Genomic DNA, 24,381 nt, shown 5'->3' with positions numbered 1-24,381 from the left:
GGTCGGGGTGGCTCGGCCGTGGACCCGCGCACAAGGCCACGTGCGGGGGCAGGCCGGCGGGGCCGCCCCCGTGCGGCCGGGAGCGGGCCGGCGCGGCGGCCGACGACGCGGGACCGTCAGTGGCCCAGCCGCTGCCGGGCGAGGAACTTGGGCACCACCATCCGCCAGGCCTCCGTCACCAGCTCGGTCATCTGGTCCTGGTCGAGGCGGGCGAGATGGCAGCACACCCAGTTGAACCGCAGGTCGGCCGCGCCGGGCAGGAAGAACAGGTCCGGCTCGGCGGCGACGAGGCCGTCCCGCTGCTCCTTCGGGTAGCCGAAGCCCATCGTCTGCTCGTCGCGGGAGAACGCCACGTAGACGATCGAGCCGACCCGGAACTTCACCCGGTCGCGGACGAGGTGCTCGCTGCTGCGGGGCAGCGTCCGGGCCAGCGCGCGGACGTCGTCGACGGTCACCACGGGTGCGACGGTAGCGGCGGGCACCGACAGTTCGCCGGCGCGGACCGGCGTGGCCGGCCGCCGGTCCGGGTGTGGGGCAGGATGAGCGGGTGCACATCGAGCCGGTGGACTGCGCGCCCGAGCAGGCGTTTCCGCGAACCGTCCTGCGGCAGCGCTGGGAGGACCTCACCTTCCTGCACTGGGCGGTCGCGCCGGAACGCGTCGCGCCGCTGCTGCCGGCCGGCACCCGGCCGGACACCCTCGACGGGCTGACCTACGTCGGCCTGATCGGCTTTCGCATGGTGGGGCTGGGCCTCGGCCGGGGCCCGGGCGTGCCGTATCTCGGCACCTTCTGGGAGACCAATGTCCGGCTCTACTCCGTCGACGTGACCGGGCGGCGGGCCGTGGTGTTCCGCTCGCTCGACGCGTCCCGGCTGGTTCCCGTGCTGGTCGCGCGTGCGACCCTGCGGCTGCCGTACATCTGGTCGGCGATGCGGCTGGAGCGCGACGGCGACCGGCGCACCTACCGGTGCCGGCGTCGCTGGCCCGGCCCCGCCGGAGCGACCAGCCGGATGGAGGTCCGGGTGGGCGGGCCGATCGCCGACCCCACCCCGCTGGAGCGCTTCGTCACCGCCCGCTGGGGTCTGCACACCCGGGCGTACGGTCGCACGCTGCACCTGCCGAACTGGCACCCCCGCTGGCCGCTGCACCGCGCCGAGCTGCTGCGTCTCGACGACGAGCTGGTCGCGGCCGCCGGGCTGCCCGCGCCGAGCGGGCCGCCGGCCAGCGTGCTGTATTCCCCCGGCGTGCCGGTCCGGTTCGGGCCACCCGCCCGCAGCGACGTCTGGTCGGCCGCGGCCCGCGCGAGCGGGTAGGGTGGGTAAGGGCAAACCTATTGACTTTCGATAGGTAGCGAGTGATAGTCGATGCATGTTTGCTGAGCATCGAGCGGTGGCGCCGCTCAGAGTCTTCCTCGTGCTGCTGTTCGGGATCCTGGTCATGCTGCAGACCTTCTCGCTGCCCGGGCAGTTCGCGCACATGGCCGAGGAGTCGCCGGACCAGGCGTACCTGAGGTGGCCGATGACGGCGGTGGCGGTGTTCTGGGTGCTGTGCGTCCAGGTGGTCATCGTGGCGACCTGGAAGCTGCTCACGCTGGTCAAGGACGACCGCATCTTCAGCGACGCCTCGCTGCGCTGGGTGGACGCGATCGTGTGGGCGATCGTCGCCGCCTGGGTGGTGCTGCTGGGCGTGTTCCTCTTCGTGGGCTTCAGGGCGTCGGATCCCGGGCTGCCGCTCCTGCTGTTCCTGCTGCTGGTGGGTGTCGCTGCGCTGGGGCTGCTGATGGTGGTGATGCGCGCGCTGCTGCGGCAGGCCACGACGCTGCGCACCGACATGGAAGCGGTGATCTGATGCCCATCGTCGTGCGGATCGACGTCGAGCTGGCCAAGCGCAAGATGAGCGTCGGTGAGTTCGCCGAGCGGGTCGGGCTCACGCCGGCGAACGTGGCGGTGCTGAAGAACGGTCGGGCCAAGGCGGTGCGTTTCAGCACGCTGGAGGCCATGTGCCGGGTGCTCGACTGCCAGCCCGGCGACCTGCTCGAGTGGGTCGAGGAATGACCCGTCACGACGCTCCCCGCGCCGGGGACGTCGACCCCGTCGGCACGCGCACCGGCACGGCCGGCGGCGAGGCCGACCCGTGGAAGGAGACCCGATGAAGTATGTTCTCGCCCTCGTCGCCGTCCTCGCCGTCGCGATCGGCGTCGCCGGGGTCGTGTACGGGGAGGCCGACGACTCGCCGGGCCTGCAGCTCCTGGGCGTCGTGCTCGTCGTCGCCGCGATCGCGCTCGGCGTGCGGATCGTCCGCCGCGGCAGGTGACGCCGGCGCGCTCCGGCCGGGCGCGGTCGAGGGCCTGGCGGCGCTAGGGTCGGGTCCCATGCGGACGAAGCAGGAGCTGAGCGCGGCCATCCGGCGGGAGCGTCGCGCCGCGCTCGTCGTCAACGCCCACTCCCGCCGGGGCCGCCAGCTCTACGAGGAGACCCGGTCGCGGCTGGTGGCGGCCGGGTTCACCCTGCTCGCCACGTGCCCGGTCGACCGCCCCGTCGAGCTGGAGCAGCGGCTCGCCGCCGCCGTCGACCTCGGGCCGGACCTCCTGGTCGCCGCCGGCGGCGACGGCACGATCGGCACCGCCGCGCGCCTGCTCGCCCACCGCGACATCGCGCTCGGCCTGCTGCCGCTGGGCACCACCAACAACTTCGCCCGCACGGTGGGGATCCCGCTCGACCTGGACGCGGCGGTCGCCGTCCTCACCGACGGCAAGGTGATCGACGTCGACCTCGGCCTCGTCGGCAGCATGCGGTTCACCAACCACGTCGGCGTCGGCCTCTCCGCCGACGTGATGCTGAGTACGCCGCCCCGGCTCAAGCGGGTGGTCGGCCGGCTCGCGTATCCCGCGACCGCCCTGGCGCTGCTGGCCCGGCACCGGCCGCTGCGCGCCGCGGTGCGCGCAGAGGGGCGTGAGCACGAGTTCGTCACCCATCAGCTGTACGTCGCGAACGGCGGCTTCCACGCCGGGCGGGTGATCACCGCTGACGCGAACGCCGACGACCGGCTGCTGGTGGCGTACCCGGTGGGTGGCCCCACCCGCCGAGGGCTGTTGCGCGACACGGCCCGCAACGCGGCCACCGGCCATCGTCGCACCCTCGGCGACGAGCCGTTCCTCGCCGTACGCGAGCTGTGGCTGGAGACCGACCGGCCGGCGCCGGTTGAGGTCGACGGGGAGCCGTACGGCGAGACACCGGTCCGGATCGGCCTGGACCCCAACGCGCTGCGCGTCATGGCCGCCGCCGACAGCCCGGACCGCTAGTCGCCCGTCCGGGCGGCGGTCCGGGCGAGTTGCGGCAGCACCTTGTCGCGCCAGCCCGGCCCCATCCGGTCGAAGGCGTCGCGTTCGGACCGCCGACCGAAGTCGAATCCGCTGTGCTCGAAGAACAGCCGGGTGCCGTGGCCTTCCGCGACCAGTCGCCAGGTCAGCGTCCACGTCTCGTTGAACGTGTAGACGAGCTTCCGCTCGGGGACCACCTCGAGCACCTCGCAGGGCACCGCGCCCCAGCCGGGCATCTGGAGGTGGAAGCGGTGGCCGACGGTGGCGGCGATGTCGCCGGGAACCCACCAGCGGGAGTGCAGTTCGGGGTCGGTCAGCGTGCGCCAGACCCTGCTCGGCGGGGCGTCGACGAACTGGTCGACGGTGATGGTGTCGGTGGCTGTCACCGGTCCTCCTCCTCGGCGGCGTCGGCGAGCGAGCGCAGCCGCTCGCGCCAGAATCGTTCGAACGGGTGCAGCCAGTCGCCGACCTGGGCGAGCGGCTCCGGGGTCAGGTGGTAGTGCCGTTGCCGGCCCCTCGGCTCGTCGTGCACCAGCGCCGCCCGCCGCAGCACCTGCAGGTGCTCGGCGACGGCCGGCCGGCTCAGGTCGAACTGGTCGGCGAGGTCGCCGGCCGTCCGAGGCCCCTCGGCGAGCAGTTGAAGCAGCCTGCGGCGAACCGGGTTCGCCAGGGCGAGGAACACGTCGTCGTCGGGCACGACCCGAAAATATGTCGGAGGTTGCCGACATGTCAAGGATTTCCGACGCGTTGACGCTGGTGCGGGCGGCGCGCGGACCTGCGCCCCGGGGTGCTGGCGGGGCAGGGCCTGGGCCCCGACGTGCCGCAGGGCTGGGCCTGTGTTCCGGCGTGCTGCGCTGGCGAGGGCTGGGCCTGTGTTCCGGCGTGCTGCGCTCGCGAGGGCTGGGCCCGGCGTGCTGCGCGGCGCCAGGTGCTGCCCAAGTCGGGCAGCCTCACGAGCCGCCGATCCTCGGCTGCCGATGATCGGTCAGCCGGAACCCGACACCCCGCACCGCGTCGATGGTCACGCCGGTGCCGAGCTCGGTGAGCTTGCGCCGCAGCCGCTTCACCAGGGACTGCACGTCGGACCTGCGCCGCAGCCCCTCGTCCCGCCAGACCGACCGGTGCAGCTCGGCGTAGCTCCAGACCCGGATCGGCTCGGCGGTCAGGCAGGCCAGCAGGTCGTGCTCGAGTCGGGTCAGGTTGACCTCGCGGTCCCGGCTGCGGGCGGTCGACCGGGCCGAGTCGATCAGCAGGGTGTCGTCGGTCGCCTCGGGCGTCGGGGCGGACGACGTCGGGGGGAGCCGCTGCGGGGCCGCGATCAGCCTGCGCAGCTCGTCGAGGTCCGAGACCAGCAGTAGCGGCGCGACGCCGTCGAGGCGCTCCGCGAGCCGGATCCGCTCGGCCGGCGATGGCGTCACCGCGATCACCAGCGGAAACGGATCCTCGGTCGGGCCGGACCCGTCCCGCCGCGTGCTTTCGTCGTGTGCCCCCACAGCACCCACCCCGAAAACGTTGGGCAATTTCTGCCCGGCTTCATCATGATCGTGACAGAAATCGGCAAACTCCCCGGCGGCCGGGGTGACGATTAGCGACAGATTGCTCACGTCGCGTTCTTGATCGTCCTTTCATGTCGATCATAGTGTCCAGACGGGCAGCCGGCGTGACCCGCGCGGTGCCTTGGGGGGCACAGAGGGGTCCGTTCCGGCGCATCCACACGGGACGTGAGTCCCTGCACCCTCCATCATGGCTCGTTCCACTCTGGGTCGTTCTGGAGGAGGCACCACCGATGTTCAGACGTCTACCCACCAGGCGCATGGCCAGATCCCTGGTCAGCGCCGGCGCGGCGATGCTCCTCGCCGCGACAGGCCTGGCCGCGACCGGCACAGGCGCGCAGGCCGGGGCACAAGCGACCTCCCCGGCCGACAAGATCCGGCCGGAACTGACCCGGCAACTCCAGGGCAAGACCGAGGGCGACTTCTGGATCCGCTTCAAGGACAGGGCGGACCTGGGCCGGGCCAGCACGATCAAGGACTGGGACCAGCGTGGCGCCGCGGTCGCCGCGGCGCTGAAGAAGACCGCCGCCGACAGCCAGTCCAAGGTCCGGGCCGAACTCGACGGCGCGGGCGCGAAGTACCAGACCTTCTGGGCGACCAACGCGATCAAGGTGAGCGGCGGATCGCTGGCGATGGCGCAGAGCTTCGCCGCCCATGCCGAGGTCGAGGGCCTGTACGCCCCGGTCGCCTACGCCGTCCCCGAGGTCACCAAGGGCACCGACGAGAAGACGGTGAACGCCCTCGAATGGGGCATCGCCAACATCAACGCCGACGACGTCTGGTCCCAGTACGGCGTCAAGGGCGCCGGCATCACGGTGGCGAACATCGACACCGGCGTCCAGTTCGACCACCCGGCGCTGGTGAGCTCCTACCGCGGCAACAACGGCGACGGCACGTTCGACCACAACTACAACTGGTTCAACGCCGCCGGAACCTGCGCCGCCGCGCCCTGCGACAGCAACGGACACGGCACGCACACGATGGGCACGATGGCCGGCTCGGCCGGCGCCAACCAGATCGGCGTCGCCCCCGAGGTGAAGTGGATCGCCGCGAACGGCTGCTGCCCGAACGACGCCGCCCTGGTCACCTCCGGCCAGTGGATGCTCGAGCCGACGGACCTCGCCGGCCAGAACCCGGACGCCAGCAAGCGGCCGAACATCATCAACAACTCGTGGGGAACCACGAGCCCGTCCAACGACCCGTTCATGGAGGACGTGACCCTGGCCTGGGCCGCGTCGGGCATCTTCGGGATCTGGTCCAACGGCAACAGCGGCTCGGCGTGCCAGACCAGCGGCTCCCCGGGCAGCCTGGTGAGCAACTACTCGGCCGGCGCGTACGACGTCAACAACAACATCGCCAGCTTCTCGTCCCGCGGCGCCGGCCAGAACGGCGAGATCAAGCCGAACATCGCGGCGCCCGGCGTGAACGTCCGGTCGAGCATTCCGGGCAGCGGCTACGCCAGCTACAACGGCACCTCGATGGCCGCCCCGCACCTCGCGGGCGCGATCGCGCTGCTGTGGTCGGCGGCGCCCGCCCTGGTCGGCGACATCGACGCGACCCGCGCGCTGCTGGACAACTCCGCGGTCGACAAGGCCGACGCCCAGTGCGGCGGCACCGCCGACGACAACAACGTCTTCGGCGAGGGCCGGCTGGACGCGCTCGCCCTGCTCGACGCCGCTCCGATCGGCGACACCGGCACCCTGGCCGGCAAGGTGACGGACGCGGCCGGCGGCGCCCCGGTCGCCGGTGCCACGGTGACCCTGACCGGCGTGGCGGAGCGCGAGCTGACCACCGCCGCCGACGGCACGTACTCGTCCCTGCTCCCGGCGGGCGACTACCAGGTCGCCGTGACGGCCTTCGGCTACCAGGGCAGGACGGTCCCCGCGACCGTCGCCAAGGACGCGACCACGACGGTCGACGTCGCGCTGACGGCGGTGCCCAGCGTCACCGTGAGCGGATCGGTGACCGACGGCTCGGGCCACGGCTGGCCGCTCTACGCCAAGGTGACCGTCGAGGGCGCGTCGGGCGTGTCCGACCACACCACGCCCGCCAACGGCCGCTACAGCCTCACGCTTCCGGCCTCGGCCACCTACAAGCTGAAGGTGGAGCCGCAGTACCCGGGCTACCAGACCGTCACCAAGGAGGTCGTGGTCCGCGGCGCCAACGTCACCGCCAACGTCGCCGTACCCGTGCAGGCCAACGCCTGCGCCACGGCGCCCGGCTACACCTACGGCTCGGACGGCGAGTTCGAGACCTTCGACGGCGCCACCGTGCCGGCCGGCTGGTCCGTGGCGGACCACGCGGGCAGCGGCCAGGTCTGGAAGTTCACCGACGAGGGTGGCCGGGGCAACCTCACCGGCGGCGCCGGCAGGTTCGCGATCATCGACAGCGACGAGTACGGCGCCGGTGGGCGGCAGGACACCTCGCTGGTCAGCCCGGTCGTCGACCTTTCCGATGTCGCGGCGCCGGTGATCCGGTTCAACCAGGACTACAACTGGCTGGGCAGCGACCGCGCGGACGTCGACCTCAGCCTCGACGGCGGCGCCACGTGGACGAACGTGCTCCGGCAGGCGGCCGACGTCCGCGGGCCGCGGGTGACCGAGATCCCGATCCCGCAGGCCGCCGGCCAGGCGCAGACCCGGGTCCGGTTCCACTACTACGACGCCTCGTACGAGTGGTGGTGGCAGGTCGACAACGTCCTGATCGGCAGCGAGGTCGTCTGCGAGCCCACCAACGGCGGCCTGGTGCTCGGCCACGTCCGCGACAAGAACACCGGCGGCTACGTCAACGGCGCCACCGTCACCAGCGGCGACCGGCCGGCGGAGAAGGCCACCACCGTGGCGACCCCGGACGACCCCGGGCTGGCGGACGGCTTCTACTGGATGTTCTCCTCGCTGACGGGCACGCACCCGTTCACCGCCAGGGCGGCCAACTACGTCGACCAGCGCAAGCAGGTCGACGTACAGGTCGACTGGGCGACCGCCACGAACTTCCAGCTGGCGGCCGGTCGCCTGGCGATCAGGCCGGCGCAGGTGAGCGGCACGGTCCAGATGCCCACCGGCAAGGTCAGCAAGGCGTTCACGGTCACCAACACCGGCGGGGCCCCGGTCTCCGTCGAGTTCGGAGAGCGCGACGGCGGGTTCACTCTCCTGCGCGCCGACGGGTCCAGGATGAGCAGGCAGGAGGTGCTCGGATCCACCGGCGCGCCGGAGCAGCGGCTCACCACCCCGACGTCGTTCGCCGCCACGGCGGCCGGCAAGTCGACGACCGCGTCGTCGGCGGCGGTCGGCCCGCAGGCCGAGCCCTGGACCGACATCGTCGACTACCCGGCGAACGTGATGGACAACCGGGTGGTCAACCTCGGCGGCAAGGTGTATTCGATCGCCGGCGGCAACGGATCGGCGTCCACGGCGAAGAACTACGCCTACGATCCGGTCGCGCAGACCTGGGCCCCCATCGCCGACCTCCCCGGCGCGCGTACCGCCATGACGGTGGGCGTCGTCGACGGCAGGATCATCGCGACGGGCGGCTGGGCGTCGGCCGGCCCCGACGGCACCACCTGGTCGTACGACCCGGCGGCCAACGCCTGGACGGAGAAGGCCGACAACCCGGCGCCGCGCTCCGCCGCCGGCCAGGCGGTGGCCGGCGGCAAGCTGTACGCCGTCGGCGGCTGCACCACCTCGTCCTGCACCCCGATGTCGAACGACGTCGTCCGGTACGACCCGGGCAGCGACAGCTGGGAGACGCTGCCCGACTACCCGAAGGCGGTGGCGTTCCTGTCCTGCGGCGGCATCGACGGCGTCGTCTACTGCACCGGGGGCAACGACGGCTCCGCGGCGCAGAAGGCCAGCTACGCGTTCGACCCCGGCGCCAACAGCTGGACCGCCGTCGCCGACGCGCCCACCGACAACTGGGCCAGCTCGTTCGCCGTCGCGGGCGGCAAGCTGCTCGTCGTCGGTGGCTCGCAGGGCGGGGCCATCACCAACGCCGGGTTCGCCTACGACCCGGCCACGGACTCCTGGTCCGACCTGCCGAACGCCAACACGGCGCGGTACCGCGGTGGCGCGGCGTGCGGCTTCTACAAGGTCGGCGGCTCGTCCGGGAGCTTCACGGCCACGGCCGACAGCGAGGCGCTGCCCGGGCTCGAGGAGTGCGCCGAGGCAGCGGCCGACGTCAGCTGGATGACGATCGACAGGACGTCGGCCACGCTGGCGCCGGGCGAGCAGGTCACCGTCACCGTCGGGATGACGGCGAACGTCGACCAGCCGGGCACCTACTCGGGGTCGGTCGCGATCAAGGAGAACACGCCGTACACGGTGCCGCCGGTGGCGGTGACGATGAACGTGCGGCCGCCGAGCACGTGGGGCAAGCTGATGGGCACGGTCACGGGGACGAGCTGCCAGGGCGCCGGCGCGCCGCTGCCCGGCGCGGTCGTCCAGGTCGACTCGTGGGCGATGTCGTGGACGTTCGCCACCGACGCCGAGGGCAGGTACGCCTACTGGATGGACCGGCGGAACAACCCGATGACGATGATCGTCGCCAAGGACGGCTGGAAGCCCCAGACCCGTCAGACGAGGATCAACACCACCACCCCGACGGTGGAGGACTTCGCGCTGTCACCCATCCGCTGCTGACCCCGACTGACGCTCCGGCCCGCCTGGTCACCGACCGGGCGGGCCGGACCGGTGTCGCGGACCGGACCGACCCCGCCGCGAAGCCCGCCACGCGCGGTCAGGCCGGGGTGAGGCGGAAGCCGACCCCCCGGACGGCGTGGATCGTCGCCGAGGCGTTCAGCCGGGCGAGCTTGCCCCGGACCCGCCGGACCACCGAGTGCATGTCGGAACCGCGACCGAGGTGGGCGTTCCCCCAGACCTCGAGGTGCAGCCGCTCGTAGGTCCACACCTGCCCGGGCGCGCCGACCAGGCACAGTAGGAGGTCGTGCTCCAGCCGGGTCAGCGCGATCTCGCGGTCCCGCCACCGCAGCACGCGACGGTCGGAATCGACGGTCAGGTCGGGCGGTGGCGGCGCGACGGCGACTGCCGTGGCCCCGGCGGGCGCAGCGGTCCCGGCCCCGGCGGGCGCCACGCTGAGGGCTTCGGCGGGTGCCACGCCTACGGTCTCGGCGGGTGCCACGCTCACGGCCCCGGCGGGCGCGGCGGCCACGGCCCCGGCGGGCGCGGCGGCCACGGCCCCGGCGGGCGCCGCCCGGTCGGCCGGTGTCGTCGGCGCGGGGGAGCGGGTCCGGTCGGTCATGTCGAGGAACTCCCGCGCCTGTTCGACGCTGGAGACGATCAGAAAAGCCTCGCTGTCGCCGAGCAGCCGCGCGAGCTGTCTGCGTTCGGCCGGCGAGGAGGCGATTCCGATGACCAAGGACGCGGCCGGGATCCCCCTCACGCCCCACCCCTTCCGGCTCCCCGCCCGTTCCGGGACAGTCACCGCACGATGACGATCGATCGACGCCGTGACTCTAGTAGGGTGTCATCTCGCTCGGGTGAAGGACGGTTACAGTTCGGTATCCATGAATGGCCGGGCAGGGCGGAGCCCGCCGCGGCCGACGCAGGTCGCGCGGGGATCAGCCGGCGCGCGGGGCGTACATGATGACCGCGACCCCGACCAGGCAGATGGCCGCACCGACGACGTCGTAGCGGTCGGGGCGGAAACCGTCGACGACCACGCCCCACAACAGGGAACCGGCGACGAAGACCCCGCCGTAGGCGGCGAGGAGGCGGCCGAAGTTCGGGTCGGGCTGGAAGGTGGCGACGAAGCCGTAACACCCGAGCGCGATGACCCCGGCGGCCACCCACCACAGCCCCCGGTGCTCCCGCCAGCCCTGCCACACCAGCCAGGCGCCGCCGATCTCGGCGAGCGCGGCGAGCAGGAACAGCAGGACCGAGCGGACGACCGTCATGCCCACCGACCGTAGCGGGAGACCGGCCGACGGCGGCCGGCGCCTCCCGGCGTCCACGGCGCCGCCCGACACCTGCCGGGCGACCCGATCCCCGTCCGCGGCCCCGGCTAGCGTGCCGGCCCGGAATCCGCGCCGTCGTCGCGCGGGCCGACGTGCCGGGCGGCGGCGAGGAAGGCGTTGTACCGGGCGAGGTCGTCCTCCTCTCCGGTGGCCTCGGCCCGGTCGGCGGCCCGGTCGAGGCGGCCCTGCTCCCGCTGGTCGGCGCGGATCCACTGCCGGACCAGCAGGATCATGACGACGGCGGCGGGTATCTCGCCGAAGGCCCACGCGATGCCGGCGCCCAGCCGCTGGTCGTCGAGCAGCGACGACGCCCAGCCGGGGTGGACCGCGACGTACCAGTCCGGGGCGATGAGGGTGGTGGTCTGCATCAGCACGAGGCCGAAGAAGCCGTGCGCCATCATCGAGGCCAGGTGCAGCAGCACCAGCAGCGGCGGAGCGAGCCTGCGCCGGCCCGGATCGACCCCGATGAGCACCCAGAACAGCAGGTAGCCGGCGAGCACGTAGTGGGTCAGCATGGCCAGGTGACCGACGTGGGAGCGCATCAGCGTGCCCAGCAGGTCGCTGAAGTACAGGCCGAAGAGGCTGCCCGCGTAGATGCCCAGCGCGGCCACGGGATGGGTGAGCACCCGCGCGGGTCGGCTGTGCAGCGCCACCAGCAGCCACTCCCGGGCGCCGCGCACCTGCGGGTCGGTGGGCCGACGCAGCGCCCGCAGGGCGAGGGTGGCCGGGGCGCCGCCGACGAGCAGGATCGGCACCAGCATCGACAGCACCATGTGCTGCACCATGTGGACGCTGAACAGCACGTAGGCGTAGCGGGCCACCCCCAGGTTGGTGATCGCGGCCAGCAGCAGCATGCCGGTCAGCCAACTGGCCGTACGGGCGGCCGGCCAGCGGTGCCCCGCCCGGCGCAGCCGCCACACACCGGTCAGGTAGCCGCCGACGCCCGCGACGGTCAGGGTCAGGAAGAACATGTCCGGCAGCGGCTGCCCCACCAGCAGCCCGGGGGTCGGCGCGGCGGGCATCGGGAAGCCGAGCAACTCGGTGATCGGGTCGGCGTCGAGGGGGTCCTCCGCCGTCGGGGTGGGGCTGCGGGACAACGCCACCGCCAGCGCGACGGTGGCGGCGAAGACGACCAGCTCGCCGGCGGCCAGCCGCCCGAAGGCGCCGCGCCGGCCCGCGCGCAGGGCTGGCAGCGTCCGGGACCGGTGCACCGCGCCGAGGGCGCCGAGGACCACCAGTGCGCCGAGCTTGCCGAGGACCAGCCAGCCGTAGCGGGACTGCCACAGCTCCGCCGGGGCGCCGAGGCGCACGGCGGCGTTCGCCGCCCCGCTCACCGCGACGGCCACGAAGCAGCCCAGGGCGAGACGGCTGTACCGGCCGGCGGCGTCGGCGAGTTGCCGGCTGCGGCGCACCATCAGCAGCGCCGCCAGCCCGCCGACCCACAGCGCGGCGGCCGCCACGTGCAGGGCGAGACTGGTCACCGCGATCTGGTGGTTGCCCGCCCCGGCGGCGTGCCCGGTGAACGCCGGCGGCAGCAGCGCCACCAGCGCGACCAGCGCCACCGCGGCGGCGAGGCCCCGCGACACCCCGGCCCGGGCCAGCACCCCCGCCGTCAGGGCCAGCCCCGCCTGCAGCAGCAGGGCCTGCCCCTGGGAGATCGAAGAGGCGAAGCTGACCACGGTCGCCGGGGTCAACTCGTCCATGGGCACGCCGAGCAGGTCCGAGACCGTCAGCACGATCAGCGCCGCCGCCGTCGCCGCCCAGGCCCCGGCCACCGCGCCCGCGCGGCGCAGCAGCAGCCAGCCGTACGGGGACACGCTGCGACCGTCGCCGGGCAGCAGGAACGCCGCCGTCACCACCATCCCGACCGCCAGGGTGGCCAGGCCGTCGGCGAGCAGCCGCACCAGGGGCAGCGCCCACATCGTGACGGGCCCGGGGTCCGGCAGGCCGGGGATGGCGACGGTGAGCGCCTCGCCGGCGCGCAGGCCGAGCAGGAGCACGGCCACCGCCGACGCCACGGCCGCCACCGGTACGAGCCAACCGGCCGGGCCTCTCGCCCCGGGCCTGGCGCCGGGGGCCGGCCGTGCCGCGCCGCCGGTCGCCGTCGCCCCAGGACTGGTGTCCGGGACGCGGGCGGGGCGAGCCGGGTGGGGGATGGTGTCTGGCACGTCGTTTCCTCGATCAGGTGGCTGGGCGTGGGGCGAGCGGACTGCCACTGCCGGGGCGTGGCCGGGCAGGTCGCACGGTGACCGGGCGGCCCCTGCGTCCGCCGGGGCGGGTGGGGTCTCGGCGCCCCGGCCGGGTGGCGGTCGAGCCTTCGGCGGCGCGGCCGGGCGGGCATCGGGCGACGGCGGGCGGGAGGTCGACCGCGGGCGAGCGCGGCGGTCAGCGCCGCCGCGGGCGTCTCCCGGTCGGTGGCCGGCTCCGCCAGATCCGTCGGGCGCGGGGGTCAGGTGGCGGTGCGGCGGCGACGCAGCAGGATCGCGATCGCGCCGCCGCCGACGACGGCCAGGATCCCGGCGGCCGCCACCAGCGCGGCGGCGCCCGGCCCGCCGTCGCGGTCCTCGCTCGCGGCGGCGCCCGGCCCGCCGTCGCGGTCCTCGCTCGCGGCGGCGCCCGGCCCGCCGTCGCGGTCCTCGCTCGCGGCGGCGGGAGCGGCCGACGAGGGGGACGGGTCGACCGACGGCGGGGCGCTGCCCGGCGCGCCCACGGCCGGGCCGGCGTCCCCGGCGGGGTCCGCGACGGTGAACCGGTACGAGCCCTGCACGGGATGGCCGTCGGCGGAGACGACCCGGTAGGCGACGGTGTAGACGCCGTTGGCCAGCGGCCGGTCGATCGTCACCGTGCCCGTCGTGCCGGTGACGACCGGCTCGCCGGTGGGGACTCGCTCCCGGGCGGCGTCGGTGAGCGCGATGGTGGTGAAGGCCGGGTCGAGCCTCTGCATGAACGTGAGCGTGACCTGCGTCGGCGCCGCCGTCAGCCGGGACTCCGCGGCGGGGCTGGCGGAACGCAGCGTGTTGTGCGCGGCGGCGGGCGCGGCCGGCACGAGCAGCAGCGCGACGGCGGCCAGCGCGGCGGCCACGAGGCCCGCGGCGGTCGGGCGGCGGAACCGGGTGTGCATGGTCGTTGCCTCTCCTGGTTGGTGACGCTCAGCCGAGCAGTTGCTGGCCGATCCAGCCGCCGTCGGGGCAGCCGGGCGGGATGGCGAAGACGGCCGAGCCGATCGGCGTGGTCCACTCGTTGAGCAGGTCCCGCTCGGCGAGGCGCCGCTGGATCGGCAGGAACTGCCGGGCGACGTCGGCCTGGTAGGAGGCGAAGATCAGCCCGCTGTCGGCGGCGCCGTCGGCGGTGGGTACGCCGTCGTAGTTGTAGGGGCGGCGCAGGATCTTCAGCCGGTCCTCGCCGACGCGGGCGCGCGTCAGGTGGGAGAAGTCCGGGATGGCGGCGAGCCCGTCGGGGCCGGTGGCGGCGAAGTCGGGCTCGTCGTGCTCGGCGACGCCGGTCAGCGGGGCGCCCGTGTCGAGGCGGCGACCGACGGCGAGTTCCCGGTCGGTGTGGCCGAGCAGGTCCCAGCTCTCCAGGTTCATGCTGATGCGCCGGAGCACCAGGGTGGTGCCGTCGCGCAGCCACGCCGGCCCGTCGGGCACCCACACGGCGGTCTCCAGCGGCCCGCCCGGCCTCGGGTTGGCGGTGCCGTCGAGTTGGCCGAAGAGGTTGCGCTGGGTGTGCCCGGGCTCGACGCCGGCGCCACGCCGGAAGCCCTGCTGCACCCACCGCACCGTGGCGAACGGCCGGCTGTCCTTGACCAGGACCCGCTGGGCGTGGGCGACGGTGACCGGGTCGTCGGCGCAGATCTGCAGCAGCAGGTCGCCGCCCGACCAGCGGGGCTGGAGCCGGTCGACGCGGAACGCCGGCAGGGGAGCCACCGACGCCGGGCGCCGGTCGTCGACGCCGGCGGCGGCGTAGAGGCCGGGACCGAAGCCGAACGTGACGGTCAACCGGGCCGGCAGCAGCCCGAGTTCCGGTTCGGTGTCGGCCAACGCGGGCCGGCCCTGGGTGAGGCGGGCGGCGTCGTCGCTGAGCAGCCGCAGCATCCGGCCCAGCGCCGCCCGGTCGGTGCCGGCCCGCATCGTGAACGCCACGAACGACGCGTGCGCCTGCGGCTCGGTGGCGACACCGGCCTGCCGGGGGCCGTGGAACGGCTCGACCGCGCCGCCGATCCCGGCCACCGGCGCGACGGGGCGTACGCCCGGGTCGTCGGAACGGGCGGCGGTGACGGCGGTGGCACCGGCCAGGGATCCGCCCGCGGCCAGGGCGCCGCCGGCGAGCAGGCCGCGCCGGCTCACCGGGCGGCGGGCGGCGGTGGGCGGCGCGGTCATGACGCCGGGCTCGCGGTGGCCCCAGGCGTGCCGTTCGTGCCCGGGGCGGGCGCGCCGTGGCCGGGGGCGTAGCTCTCCTGCGCGCCGGTGAACGGCTTGGCCACCGCGGTGAACGTCTGGGTCCGCCCGTCGGCGAAGGTCAGCGTGACGCTCACCTGGTCACCCGCGCGCACCGGTCGCGTCAGGCCCATCAGCATCAGGTGGTCGCCGCCGGGCTCCAGCGCGTACGTGCTCCTCGCCCGGACCACGAGGCCGCCCTGTTTGGCCCGCATGACCGGCTGGCCGTCCCGCACCGCCATCTCGTGCAGCTCCACGGGCGAGACGTCGGTGGCCGCCCCGGTGACCGTGACGTCGGCGTCGCCGTCGTTGACGAGGGCGCCGAACGCCGCGGTCATCCCCCTGTCGGCGGCCTTGACCCACGCGTCGCGTACGCCGAGCACGCCCGTCGCCGGGGCGTCCGCCGAGACCGACGACGCCGGGCCCGGCGTACCGGCCGGTGGGTCCTGCGACGATCCGCAGCCGGCGGCGCCGAGCAGCAGGGCGGCGGTGGCGAGGAGCGCGGCCGTCCGCCGATGCGATCCGGCGGGCAAGGTGCGGGGCATCGGGCAGGTCCCTTCGATCGGTGACGCGACGTCCGGTTGGTCGGTCGGCGGGCCGGGAAAGTTCCCGCCGACAGCCGATTCCTGTCCGGAAATGATCAGGCGGCCCGGCGGTCGGACACGTGGGCGGAACCGGGGTACGGCGGCAGGACGCGCAGCCCCGGCCCCTCGGGCTGCTCCTCCGCCGGCAGGCGCCAGCGCGGTTCGCCCGGGCGGTCGCGCTGTGCCGGGCCGTCGGGGCGCAGCCCGGGACGCGACAGCGCGACGACGATCGCGTAGCCCGCGAGCAGGAAGCCGTGGCTGACCAGGCGGGTGGTGTCCACCCGGCCGGTGGCCAGGTCGTTGACCGACAGCAGCACCAACGTGCCGACGAACGCGCTCAACATCGGCACCAGCCCGGTCGGGGGGGTGCGCCGGGCGGCGACGAACAGGAAACCCGCGCCGACGGCGACGTTCCAGGCGGCCGACTCGTGCCACAGGTGCCCCGCCGCCAGGGCGTCGCCGCCCGGGTGCACGTGCGGGCCGGCGACGCCCCGCCCGATCTGCGTCAGACCGAGCACGAGCTGCAGCGCGCCGATCAGCCCCAGCGCCGCCCGCAGGCTCAGCGCCGCCCGCCCCCGCAGGCCGAGCACGGCGCGTGCCCGACGGCGGGGCGGAGGCGCCTCGGCCAACGCGTCGAGCACGGCGTCGGTGAGGTCGTCGCCGGGGACCAGCACCGACAGCCGGGCCCGCCGGGTCACCGCCGTAGCCCGGTCCCACCACGTCCGGCAGCCCTCGCATCCGGCGAGGTGCGTCTCGGCCGCCACCCGCTCGGCGGGAGACTCCTCCCCGTCGAGCTGCGCCGACAGCACCTCACGCCACTGCTCACACCCCATGTACGGGTAGTCGGTCCGACGTCGCCGCCGGTTCCCGGCGATTTCCGCCGGCCCTCGTCGCGGCCCTTTCGGGACGCGCGGCGCGCGCAGCCGCTCGCCCCGGTGTGGCAGGACGTCAGCCGGCCGCGCTGCCGCCGCGCCGCGGAGCCGACCCGGGTCGGCCGTCCGCCGCGGCCACGAGATCCTCGCGGGCACGGGCCACGCGGGAGCGGATGGTGCCGACGGGGCAGCCGCACACCTCGGCCGCCTCGGCGTAGGACAGGCCGAGGACCTGGGTGGCCACGAACGCCTCGCGCCGGTCCGCCGGCAGCGCCGCGACCAACTGCTCCAGCACCACCTGCCGGTCGAAGGCGCTGCGCGCGGCGTCGGCGGCGTCGTGGCCGTCGGTCAGCGGCACGGTCCGCGGACGCGACGTGGCGGCGCGGATGTGGTCGGCGGCGACCCGGCGGGCGATCGCCAGCAGCCACGTCCGCCCCGAGGACCGCCCGGCGAACGACCGCACCGAGCGCACGGCCCGAAGGAACGTCTCCTGCGCCAGGTCGTCCGCCTCGGCGGGGGAGACCAGCGCGGCGAGGAAGCGGCGGACCTGATGCTGCGTCGCCCGGACGAAGCGGGCGGCGGCGTCGCGGTCGCCACGGCCGGCGGCGAGCGCCCACGCGGTGATCTCCGCGTCGTCCTCGGCCATCCGGCACCTCCCGTCAGCCCGCCAAAGGGCACCCCCGGCGGCCACGACAAGTCGTAGTAGTAACGGACGGTACCGTACTGCGGGAGAGGCGACGCACCTGCCTCGACGGTAGGTGGTCAGACCGGATCGGATCAGTCCGGCCGAGGGCCTGTCGGCGTGCCACGGCCGCGCGGGGCGGGACCGTGTCGGAGACGGGCCGAGATGCGCTGGACGTGCCACGCCCCGCCCTGGTCAGGAACCCGGGGTCAGCTCGATGACGAACTCCTGGTCGGCCTCGCCGGTGCACGGTTCCTGCATCGCCTCCGCGCCGATGGTCGTCTGGGCGTCGTCCCGGATGCCGACGCACAACCCGCTGGCCGCCGGCCGCAACCGGTAACCGCCCGGGACCGGCGCGTCGACCTTCTCGGCGGCGAACAGTTGTTCCTTCCTGCTGGCGCTGCAGTCCGACCAGGGTTCGAGCATGTCCTGGACAGGTGGTGACTTCAGGACAGTGAGGCAGCCGATGCCGAACTGCGGATGATCCCACTGGATGTGGACGAGGTTGTCGCGCACGGGTTCGAGGCGGATACGGGGAAGGTCGGGTTTGTCGCAAGGCTGCAAGGTCGCGACCGCGCTCTGGTGCCGGCCGGTGTGCTCCTGCCCTTCGGTGAGGCACAACGTGGGCGAGCCGACCGGACGGATCTGCGCCTGCGCCCCCGCTGCCGGCAGATCCAGGCCGCCGGAGAAGACGACCGGATCCGGCTCACGTTCTGGTCGGTCAGGCTGGTCCGCCGCCCACACCGCGAGCAGGACCACCAGGCCGGCGGCGGCCAGCAGGGCGAAGGCAGGGCGCAGCCGTGGCCACCTCCGCCGGACGCGTGGGGCGTCACCCGGATCAGGCGCGTCCGGGGACGGTGCCGCGGGCTCGGTCGCGGCACCGAGTCGGTCCCGTGCCCGCAGCCAGATGTCCACTTCCGCCTGGTCGCCTCCGCAGGCGCGGACGAACGCGGCGAGGACCTCGGCGCGCGGGAGCGCCGGACGGCGCAGGACGTCGGCGATGGTGCTGCGCGGCAGCGATTCGCCGCCCGCGATGGCCCGTTGTTCGAGCTGCCGATACGTGCATCCGGACCGCTGTTTGAGCCGTGCCATGAGCGAGACGAGCTCAGCGACGGTCGCAGCCTCATCCGGTCGTTCGTCCCCCGCAGCTCCGGCCGACATGGCCGACAGGCTATCGCCTCGACTCGAACGGTGGGGGCCGCGTTCGGGTGATGGGTTGTCCGGACAGGTCTGCGGTACCGCGCTGACCAGCCCGGACACGTCGCCGTGTCCGGGACAGGCGACTGTCCTTGCCGGACACACCGGTCCCTCCGAGGCTGAAGAAACCTCGCCGTCGCGGCAGGAGCGCGCGGCGGCGGAGGACCCGGCGGGCCGCTCCCGGTCCGGCCGGTACGGGCGCCGCTCGTGCGCCCGTACCGGCCGGACCGGGAGCGGTGACCCGGTGAACGAGACGGACGTCGCACTGGATGTGGGAGGCGGAAGCGTGGCCCTGCCCGAACCGATCCGATACCGGATACTCGGTCCCGTACAAACGAAGTCGGCCGACGGCACCTGGCAGGACTTTCGACAGCGCAAGTGGCGCACGCTGCTCGCGGTCCTGCTGGTCCGGTCGAACCACGTCGTGCCCTGCGACGAGTTGGTGCGGCAGCTGTGGCCGGAGGAGGCGCCGGGCAGCCAGCGCAAGCTCGTACAACAGTACGTCCACCGACTCCGCCGGAGCCTGGGCGACCCCGCCGGTGAAGTCCTGCGGACGCGGCCCGCCGGGTACGAGTTGCGGGTGTCCCCGGGGGAACTGGACGCCGACCAGTTCGACAGGTTCTGCGCGGAGGGCCGACGGGCGCTCGCGGCGGCGGCCCCGGCGGAGGCGATGGAGCGCCTCGGCCAGGCGATGGCGTTGTGGCGGGGGGCTGCCATGGCGGACGTCGGGAACGCCCCCGCGATCGTCGCCGAGCGGATCCGGATGCACGAGCGACGGCTCACCGCGACCGAGTTGTGGCTGCGCGCGGGTCTGGCCTGCGGCCGGCACGACATCCTGATTCCGGAGCTGGAGTCCCTGGTCGTCGCGCATCCGCTGCGGGAACGGCTGCGGGAGCTGCTCATGACCGCGCTCTACGAGACCGGCCGGCGGGCCGATGCCCTGAGCGTTGCCCGGTACCTGCGCCGCCTGCTGAGGGAGGAGCTGGGCATCGACCCCGGGGCCGAGATCCAGCGGCTGGAACGGACGATCCTGCTCGGGGAGGACGTGGACCTGTCGTTGCTACGCCCACTCGCCGTGCCCACCGAGTTCTGAACCGGCAGGTCAGGACGGGGCGATCCGGGTGCCCCCTTCGATACCCGGACCGCCCCCGGCCTGACGGGGGCGCGGCGCTCAGGCGGCCACTACCTCCTGGCGCCCTGCGCCGCGCCCCCGCTCGGCCGGCCGCTCCGGATCGCCGCCGCGCCCCGGGGCGTCCAGCAGCAGGACGTTCGCGACCCGGTGCGGCGTCGCTACGCGGAGCAGGCCGTAGCCGATGCCGGCGAGCCCCATCAGCAGGCCGGGCGTGCTGACCTGCTCCGGGACCCCGGCCCGGGGCGTGCCGGCGAGGACCTGCTCGGCGATCGCCCGCGCGCACCGGAGACCCAGGGCCGCGTCGTCCGGCTCGTCGAGTGCCGAGCTGGCCGCCAGCAGGGTCTCGACCAGTCCGAGATCCCCGTGGCAGATCGAGTCGTTGCCGATGCCCGTGTACCGCCCGTCGACGACCAGGTCGTCACGGACCTTGCCGGCCGCGATGTGCAGGTCCTCCCGGATCAGGTCGTGCCAGGGAGAGAGCACGGGCAGCCGCAGCATCGCGGCGCGTGCCAGGCCGATCCCGGCGGCGCCGTGGCACCAGGCGTTCATGAAGGCGCCCGGGCCACTGATCACCCGCAGGTCGGGCCAGTTCCGCTGTTCCGGCGACAGGTGGTGCCGCTCGAAGCGCAACGCCCGCCCGCACACCTCGGCGAGCTGGTCGTCGCCGGTGAGCTGGGCGATCCGGGCCAGCGCGTACCCGATGCCGCTGGCGCCGTGGGAGAACCCGAGCAGCGCCGGGGCGTTCTCGTACTCGACCTGCCATCCCGTCCCGCCGGGCACGTCGACCGCGCGGTCGGCGATCGTCCTACCGGCCGCCTTGAGGGCGTCGAGGGTCTGCTCGTCGGGATGGGCGTCGTGCAGGGCGAGGATCGCGAGCGCTGCCCCGGCGGTGCCGCTGATCACGTCCAGCACCTTGTCCTCGGCGAACCGCTCCTGACAAAGCGTCGCGGCCTGCCGGGCCGCGTCGACGAGCGCGGGCGCCCGCAACACCTCGGCGAGCTGGCCCAGGACGTAGACGAGGCCGCCCAGCTCGCTGAACCCGCCGATCGGCAGCCCGGCGCCCCGGTCCGCGCTGGCGGCGAGCTGTCGGGTCACCCCGGCGAGTTGGTCGGCGAGCTGTTCGGCGGGCCGGCGGAACCGGGCGTCGCCGGTGGCCGCGCCGAGGTGGCCGAGGAACAGGGCCACACCGGCGATTCCGCTGTACAGGTCGATGCCGGCGTGGCCCACCTTCCAGAACCGGTCGCCGATGAAGTTCACCGAGAGCCACGACGGCGCTTCGCCGTCGGCGGTCAGGGCGGCGTCGAGCAGCAGGTCGCCGATCGACCGGCCGGCCCGGACCGCCAGGTCGGTGTCGAGCGGCGACTCGGGGAGCGGCCGGGACTCGACCTTCCCGGCGCGGGGCGTCCCCACCGTCAGGCCGGACATGGAGGCGCGGATGCACCAGAGCTGCCGCCGCAGGTCGTCCTCGGACATGGCGCCGATCCGCGTCCGTACGGCGTCCAGCCCGCTCGTCTCCAGGAAGTCGTGCGCCACCACGCCGTGCCCGTCGTAGAGGTCCGTCGATCCCGGGGTGGTGTGGAAGGACGGGATGTCCTGGTCGGCCAGCTGCCGGTACTCGCTGCCGAACAGCACGTCCCGGTCCGGCACGTCGACGAACGCGGTCGAGAGCACCTCGTGGAAGATCTCCCGGTCCAGCGAGTCCCGCAGCAGGTCGGGGTGCCAGGACTCCGACTGGACCCTGCCGTACGTCATGGTGGGGCGGGGGATGAACCGCACCTCGTCGTGGCGGAACCGGGCGATCGGTCCGCCGGGGGCGAGCAGATCGTCGCGGCGGGCCGCGATGAGGCGGTAGCAGTCGGTGAAGCCGGCGGCGAGGGTGTCGGTGTGGGCCAGCGCGTTCACCGGCCGGTCGTCCAGCCGCACGCGGTTGTGCGTCTCCGGCATCTCCCGCCGGTCCCGCACGACCCGCATCTCGTCGGTGCCGCCCGCGACGAAGGTGGGCAGGCGGGCGGGGGAGAGTTGGCCGCCGGAGCCGGCGAGGCCGCTCACCTCGGCGTCGTAGATGCCCTCGTCGTCGGCGGTGATGATGCGTTCGGGCAACAGACCGACCCGGAGCACCGAATCCCGCACCACGCGCGGCGCCTCGCCGAAGGTGAGCGGCGCCGTCTGGCTGCCGGTGACCCGGGGCAGGACCTGGAAGATCGCCTCCAGGTCGACGGGGACGGGGTGCTCCCCGGCCGCGATGACGTTCTCCAGGTGCATGTCGGAGCCGCAGAGCGCGTGGAAGAGCGCCAGGTAGGCACCCTGCCGCCAGAAGAAGCGGTCCACCTGCTCCTCGTTCTCGCACGAGGCGACGGCGACGTGCTCCACCCAGCCGTACCCGCCCCGGTCCACCACGAGCAGCGGCCGGAGCGGGTGACGGAGGCCGTTGGCGTTGAGCCAGTCGAGGACCTGGTTGAAGTGGACCTCGACGCTGAGGCTGCGCGGCTTGTACACCAGTTTGCGGCCGTCGGTGAAGGTGAGGATCGCGACCGTCTGCCCGCCGCGGTGGGTGTCCCCGGCGCCGAAGCTGACCTCGGCGAGATCGGCCAGTCCGTGCCACGCCCCACCGAAGGCGCGCCGCAGCTCGGGCAGGTCGGTGAGGAGACGCTCGGCGAACTGGGCCCGGACGTCGACCGTGGTACGTAGGCAGGTGACCAGCTCCCGGGCGAGCACCGGGTACTCGGCCAGGATCCCGAGTGCCGTCTGGGGCGTACGGATCTGCGCGATGAACGACGACATCCGCTCGGCCGGCGTCGCCCCGGGCAGCCGGCCCTCCACCCGTGCGACGTTCACCTCCAGGATCATGACGGAGATGATCATGTGGAGGAGGCGGTCGAGCGGGGGTAGCAGCAGCGTGTGGTCGGCGGGCAGACGGTCGTCGTGGCCGTGCCGGGCCGCCAGCAGGGCCACCCGGTTGCCCAGTTCCTCCCGGCCCCATGCCAGCAACGGCGCGATCAGGTTCAGGAACACCACGTTTCCGGACTGGTCGTGCCGGTGGTCGTGGTCGTCGTGATCGCAACCGGTAGCCGGGCCGCCCCCGGCGAGGTCGTCGAGGCGCACCGACCCGAACCGCCGCCAGGCGGTGGCGATCACGTCCAGCCAGGCCGGCCGGTCGGGGATCCTGGCGGCGAGCGACTCGGCCGGCTCGGCCAGCAGCTTGACGATCTCGTCCTCGGGCAACCCGAGTCGTTCCCACCGGTTGAGCGAGATGTCGGTGCCGCGCAGGATGTGGCCGCCGCGCCAGGCGTCCCGCCGGCGGCGACCGTAGTCGTGTTGCTCCTCCGTGATGGCCGGCGTGCCCCCGGCCCGTTCTGACCGGGTCAGGCCACGCCACCAGTTTGGTGTCTGAAGAATTTCGTCGAACATTTCTCCGCCCTCATGTCTGCGCGTCCGGCGCGGGCCGTGGCTGTCCTGGCCCGGCGCTCCGGCCCGGGGTGGACACCGTCGCGACGATGTCCACCCCGGCCTGCGTGGAAAATGCTCAATCGTCGGTACCGGAATGCGGGTTGCCGCCCGCCGTCAGCAGCTTCCCGATGTGCAACCGGCCGTCATGATCCAGCAGGTGTTGGTGCAGCCGAGACTGCCCCACTGGCAGGTGAAGCACGTGTGGAAGGTGAATGCGCGGTCCCCGCCGAAGATGTCCGCGAAATCCGCGTCGAGGCCACCGACGGCGCCCACCGGACTCTCGGGCAACAGGGCGATGTCGGTGTCGTCGAGTGTGGTGCGGAAGGCGGGATCCTTCCACGCGCGCAGGGTCTTGTCGTTCATCAGCACCCCCAGCACGTGCGGCAGGTCCACAGCGGGTAGCAGGTGAGGCAGGTGCGGAAGGTGTAGGGCTCCCCGTTGCAGCAGCCCATCGTCGCGGTGGACTCGGTGCCGGCGCCCCGCGTTCCGTCCGTGACCATCTCGTCCAGCTCGACCGCGCCGACCGGGTGGGCCGGCAGCAGGGCGAGTTCGGCGTCGTCGAGCGCGGCCCGGAACACCGGGTCCTTCCACGCCCTCGCGGCAGTTTCCATGATTTCTCCGATCGATGAAAGAAATGTCGCCCCGCCTGCCGCTTCATCCCGGATGACGAATACGGCAACCGCGGCGGGCGGCGATGAGCCCGCGGACAGAACAGGCGACGGAATCGGAAACTCGGCTCGGCCAGGAACCGGCGCCGCCAGGGTGGCGGCGGAAACCACACTGGACACCGCCGGCGCGCCGGTCAATACCGGTGTCGGGCGGCTCTACCGCGGCCGAATCAGCAGTGAACCGAGCGTCGACCGGGAAACAACCGACGTCTGAGACGCTCGGCCCGCTCGGCCAGAACAGCGACGGTTCGCGATCTGACGGGGGGAGGTGACAAAAATGACGGAACGACCGGAACTCGTGGAGGACCCGATCGGTCAGCTCGACCTGACCGACCTCGATCAGGAGATCAACGGTGGTAGCAGCGCGGTGTGCTTCACCATCACGGTCACGATCTCCACCTTCAAGCACAGCATCTGTGGCACCTGCGGCATCTTCAGCGTCGGCTGCTGCTGATCCCGCGATGGCGATCGGCATTCCGGTCGCGTCACCGGGTGGGCGGAGACGTCCGCCGCCACCGCCCACC

Annotated in this window: 24 protein-coding genes; 8 read left to right on the top strand and 16 right to left on the bottom strand. The window is 73.7% G+C overall.

Annotated elements, in window-relative coordinates:
• Positions 1-116 precede the first annotated feature (116 nt).
• Positions 117-458, bottom strand: a complete 342-nt coding sequence (locus GA0070606_RS00955) for an MmcQ/YjbR family DNA-binding protein (RefSeq protein ID WP_091094608.1) — start codon at positions 456-458, stop codon at positions 117-119.
• 89 nt (positions 459-547) lie between these two features.
• On the opposite strand from GA0070606_RS00955, the gene GA0070606_RS00950 reads away from it, so the two are divergent.
• From GA0070606_RS00950 to GA0070606_RS00935, 5 genes are all read left to right on the top strand, one after another.
• Entirely contained in the window at positions 548-1,312 is a 765-nt protein-coding gene (locus GA0070606_RS00950) for a YqjF family protein (RefSeq protein ID WP_091094607.1), read from the top strand.
• A 76-nt stretch (positions 1,313-1,388) separates the two neighbouring features.
• Positions 1,389-1,847, top strand: coding sequence for a DUF2975 domain-containing protein (locus GA0070606_RS00945; protein WP_245724517.1), 459 nt, complete (start codon positions 1,389-1,391; stop codon positions 1,845-1,847).
• Positions 1,847-2,053, top strand: coding sequence for a helix-turn-helix domain-containing protein (locus GA0070606_RS00940; protein WP_091094605.1), 207 nt, complete (start codon positions 1,847-1,849; stop codon positions 2,051-2,053). Before GA0070606_RS00945 ends, GA0070606_RS00940 begins: the two co-directional genes overlap by 1 nt.
• Before the next feature lie 94 nt (positions 2,054-2,147).
• A complete protein-coding gene (locus GA0070606_RS32315) occupies positions 2,148-2,312 on the top strand; it encodes a hypothetical protein (protein WP_176737184.1) in 165 nt (54 codons plus the stop codon).
• 58 nt (positions 2,313-2,370) lie between these two features.
• Positions 2,371-3,300, top strand: coding sequence for a diacylglycerol/lipid kinase family protein (locus GA0070606_RS00935; RefSeq protein WP_091094604.1), 930 nt, complete (start codon positions 2,371-2,373; stop codon positions 3,298-3,300).
• On the opposite strand, the gene GA0070606_RS00930 is transcribed toward GA0070606_RS00935, so the two are convergent.
• From GA0070606_RS00930 to GA0070606_RS00920, 3 genes are all read right to left on the bottom strand, one after another.
• Positions 3,297-3,704 (bottom strand): SRPBCC family protein, encoded by a 408-nt coding sequence (locus GA0070606_RS00930; protein WP_091094603.1) that lies wholly within the window; start codon positions 3,702-3,704, stop codon positions 3,297-3,299. The two genes, GA0070606_RS00935 and GA0070606_RS00930, sit on opposite strands and share 4 nt — an antisense overlap.
• A complete protein-coding gene (locus GA0070606_RS00925; protein ID WP_091094602.1) occupies positions 3,701-4,015 on the bottom strand; it encodes an ArsR/SmtB family transcription factor in 315 nt (104 codons plus the stop codon). Before GA0070606_RS00925 ends, GA0070606_RS00930 begins: the two co-directional genes overlap by 4 nt.
• Positions 4,016-4,268: 253 nt before the next feature.
• Positions 4,269-4,736, bottom strand: a complete 468-nt coding sequence (locus GA0070606_RS00920) for a winged helix-turn-helix domain-containing protein (protein ID WP_245724516.1) — start codon at positions 4,734-4,736, stop codon at positions 4,269-4,271.
• A 395-nt stretch (positions 4,737-5,131) separates the two neighbouring features.
• Here GA0070606_RS00920 and GA0070606_RS00915 point away from each other — a divergent pair, with 395 nt between their 5' ends.
• Positions 5,132-9,505, top strand: a complete 4,374-nt coding sequence (locus GA0070606_RS00915) for a S8 family serine peptidase (protein WP_245724515.1) — start codon at positions 5,132-5,134, stop codon at positions 9,503-9,505.
• A gap of 97 nt (positions 9,506-9,602) precedes the next feature.
• Here the strand turns inward: GA0070606_RS00915 and GA0070606_RS33050 are convergent, their stop codons facing one another.
• The 9 genes from GA0070606_RS33050 to GA0070606_RS32310 form a co-directional block, all read right to left on the bottom strand.
• Positions 9,603-10,265: a winged helix-turn-helix domain-containing protein gene (locus tag GA0070606_RS33050; RefSeq protein WP_091094599.1), complete on the bottom strand. Its 663-nt coding sequence runs from the start codon at positions 10,263-10,265 to the stop codon at positions 9,603-9,605.
• A gap of 178 nt (positions 10,266-10,443) precedes the next feature.
• Positions 10,444-10,779, bottom strand: a complete 336-nt coding sequence (locus tag GA0070606_RS00905; protein ID WP_091107109.1) for a YnfA family protein — start codon at positions 10,777-10,779, stop codon at positions 10,444-10,446.
• Positions 10,780-10,886: 107 nt separating this feature from the next.
• Entirely contained in the window at positions 10,887-12,866 is a 1,980-nt protein-coding gene (locus GA0070606_RS00900; protein WP_091094598.1) for a bifunctional copper resistance protein CopD/cytochrome c oxidase assembly protein, read from the bottom strand.
• 422 nt (positions 12,867-13,288) lie between these two features.
• Positions 13,289-13,960 (bottom strand): copper resistance CopC family protein, encoded by a 672-nt coding sequence (locus GA0070606_RS00895; RefSeq protein ID WP_091094597.1) that lies wholly within the window; start codon positions 13,958-13,960, stop codon positions 13,289-13,291.
• 28 nt (positions 13,961-13,988) lie between these two features.
• Entirely contained in the window at positions 13,989-15,218 is a 1,230-nt protein-coding gene (locus tag GA0070606_RS00890) for a Dyp-type peroxidase (RefSeq protein ID WP_091094596.1), read from the bottom strand.
• Complete coding sequence (locus GA0070606_RS00885; RefSeq protein WP_091094595.1) at positions 15,215-15,820, bottom strand: copper chaperone PCu(A)C; 606 nt, start codon at positions 15,818-15,820, stop codon at positions 15,215-15,217. Before GA0070606_RS00885 ends, GA0070606_RS00890 begins: the two co-directional genes overlap by 4 nt.
• A gap of 95 nt (positions 15,821-15,915) precedes the next feature.
• The gene (locus GA0070606_RS00880) at positions 15,916-16,692 is read right to left on the bottom strand and encodes a zf-HC2 domain-containing protein (RefSeq protein WP_091094594.1); all 777 of its coding nucleotides are present in this window, start codon (positions 16,690-16,692) and stop codon (positions 15,916-15,918) included.
• A 115-nt stretch (positions 16,693-16,807) separates the two neighbouring features.
• On the bottom strand, positions 16,808-17,377 hold the full coding sequence (locus tag GA0070606_RS00875) for a sigma-70 family RNA polymerase sigma factor (protein WP_091094593.1): 570 nt from the start codon (positions 17,375-17,377) through the stop codon (positions 16,808-16,810).
• Between the two features lie 231 nt (positions 17,378-17,608).
• Positions 17,609-18,574, bottom strand: coding sequence for an RICIN domain-containing protein (locus GA0070606_RS32310; protein ID WP_176737183.1), 966 nt, complete (start codon positions 18,572-18,574; stop codon positions 17,609-17,611).
• Positions 18,575-18,896: 322 nt separating this feature from the next.
• Here GA0070606_RS32310 and GA0070606_RS32305 point away from each other — a divergent pair, with 322 nt between their 5' ends.
• Positions 18,897-19,703: an AfsR/SARP family transcriptional regulator gene (locus GA0070606_RS32305; RefSeq protein WP_218105918.1), complete on the top strand. Its 807-nt coding sequence runs from the start codon at positions 18,897-18,899 to the stop codon at positions 19,701-19,703.
• Positions 19,704-19,781: 78 nt separating this feature from the next.
• Here the strand turns inward: GA0070606_RS32305 and GA0070606_RS00860 are convergent, their stop codons facing one another.
• From GA0070606_RS00860 to GA0070606_RS00850, 3 genes are all read right to left on the bottom strand, one after another.
• Positions 19,782-23,150, bottom strand: coding sequence for a type 2 lanthipeptide synthetase LanM family protein (locus tag GA0070606_RS00860; RefSeq protein WP_091094590.1), 3,369 nt, complete (start codon positions 23,148-23,150; stop codon positions 19,782-19,784).
• Between the two features lie 153 nt (positions 23,151-23,303).
• Positions 23,304-23,582, bottom strand: coding sequence for a mersacidin/lichenicidin family type 2 lantibiotic (locus tag GA0070606_RS00855; protein WP_141721487.1), 279 nt, complete (start codon positions 23,580-23,582; stop codon positions 23,304-23,306).
• Positions 23,552-23,800, bottom strand: coding sequence for a mersacidin/lichenicidin family type 2 lantibiotic (locus GA0070606_RS00850; protein ID WP_091094588.1), 249 nt, complete (start codon positions 23,798-23,800; stop codon positions 23,552-23,554). Before GA0070606_RS00850 ends, GA0070606_RS00855 begins: the two co-directional genes overlap by 31 nt.
• Before the next feature lie 334 nt (positions 23,801-24,134).
• Between GA0070606_RS00850 and GA0070606_RS32295 the strand changes: the two genes are divergently transcribed.
• Positions 24,135-24,311, top strand: a complete 177-nt coding sequence (locus GA0070606_RS32295) for a hypothetical protein (RefSeq protein WP_176737180.1) — start codon at positions 24,135-24,137, stop codon at positions 24,309-24,311.
• Positions 24,312-24,381 lie beyond the last annotated feature (70 nt).

It is taken from the genome of Micromonospora citrea (genome assembly GCF_900090315.1).
GTDB lineage: Bacteria > Actinomycetota > Actinomycetes > Mycobacteriales > Micromonosporaceae > Micromonospora > Micromonospora citrea.
The sequence above is the reverse complement of the archived record's forward strand: the minus strand, read 5'-3'. Positions and strand labels throughout refer to the sequence as shown.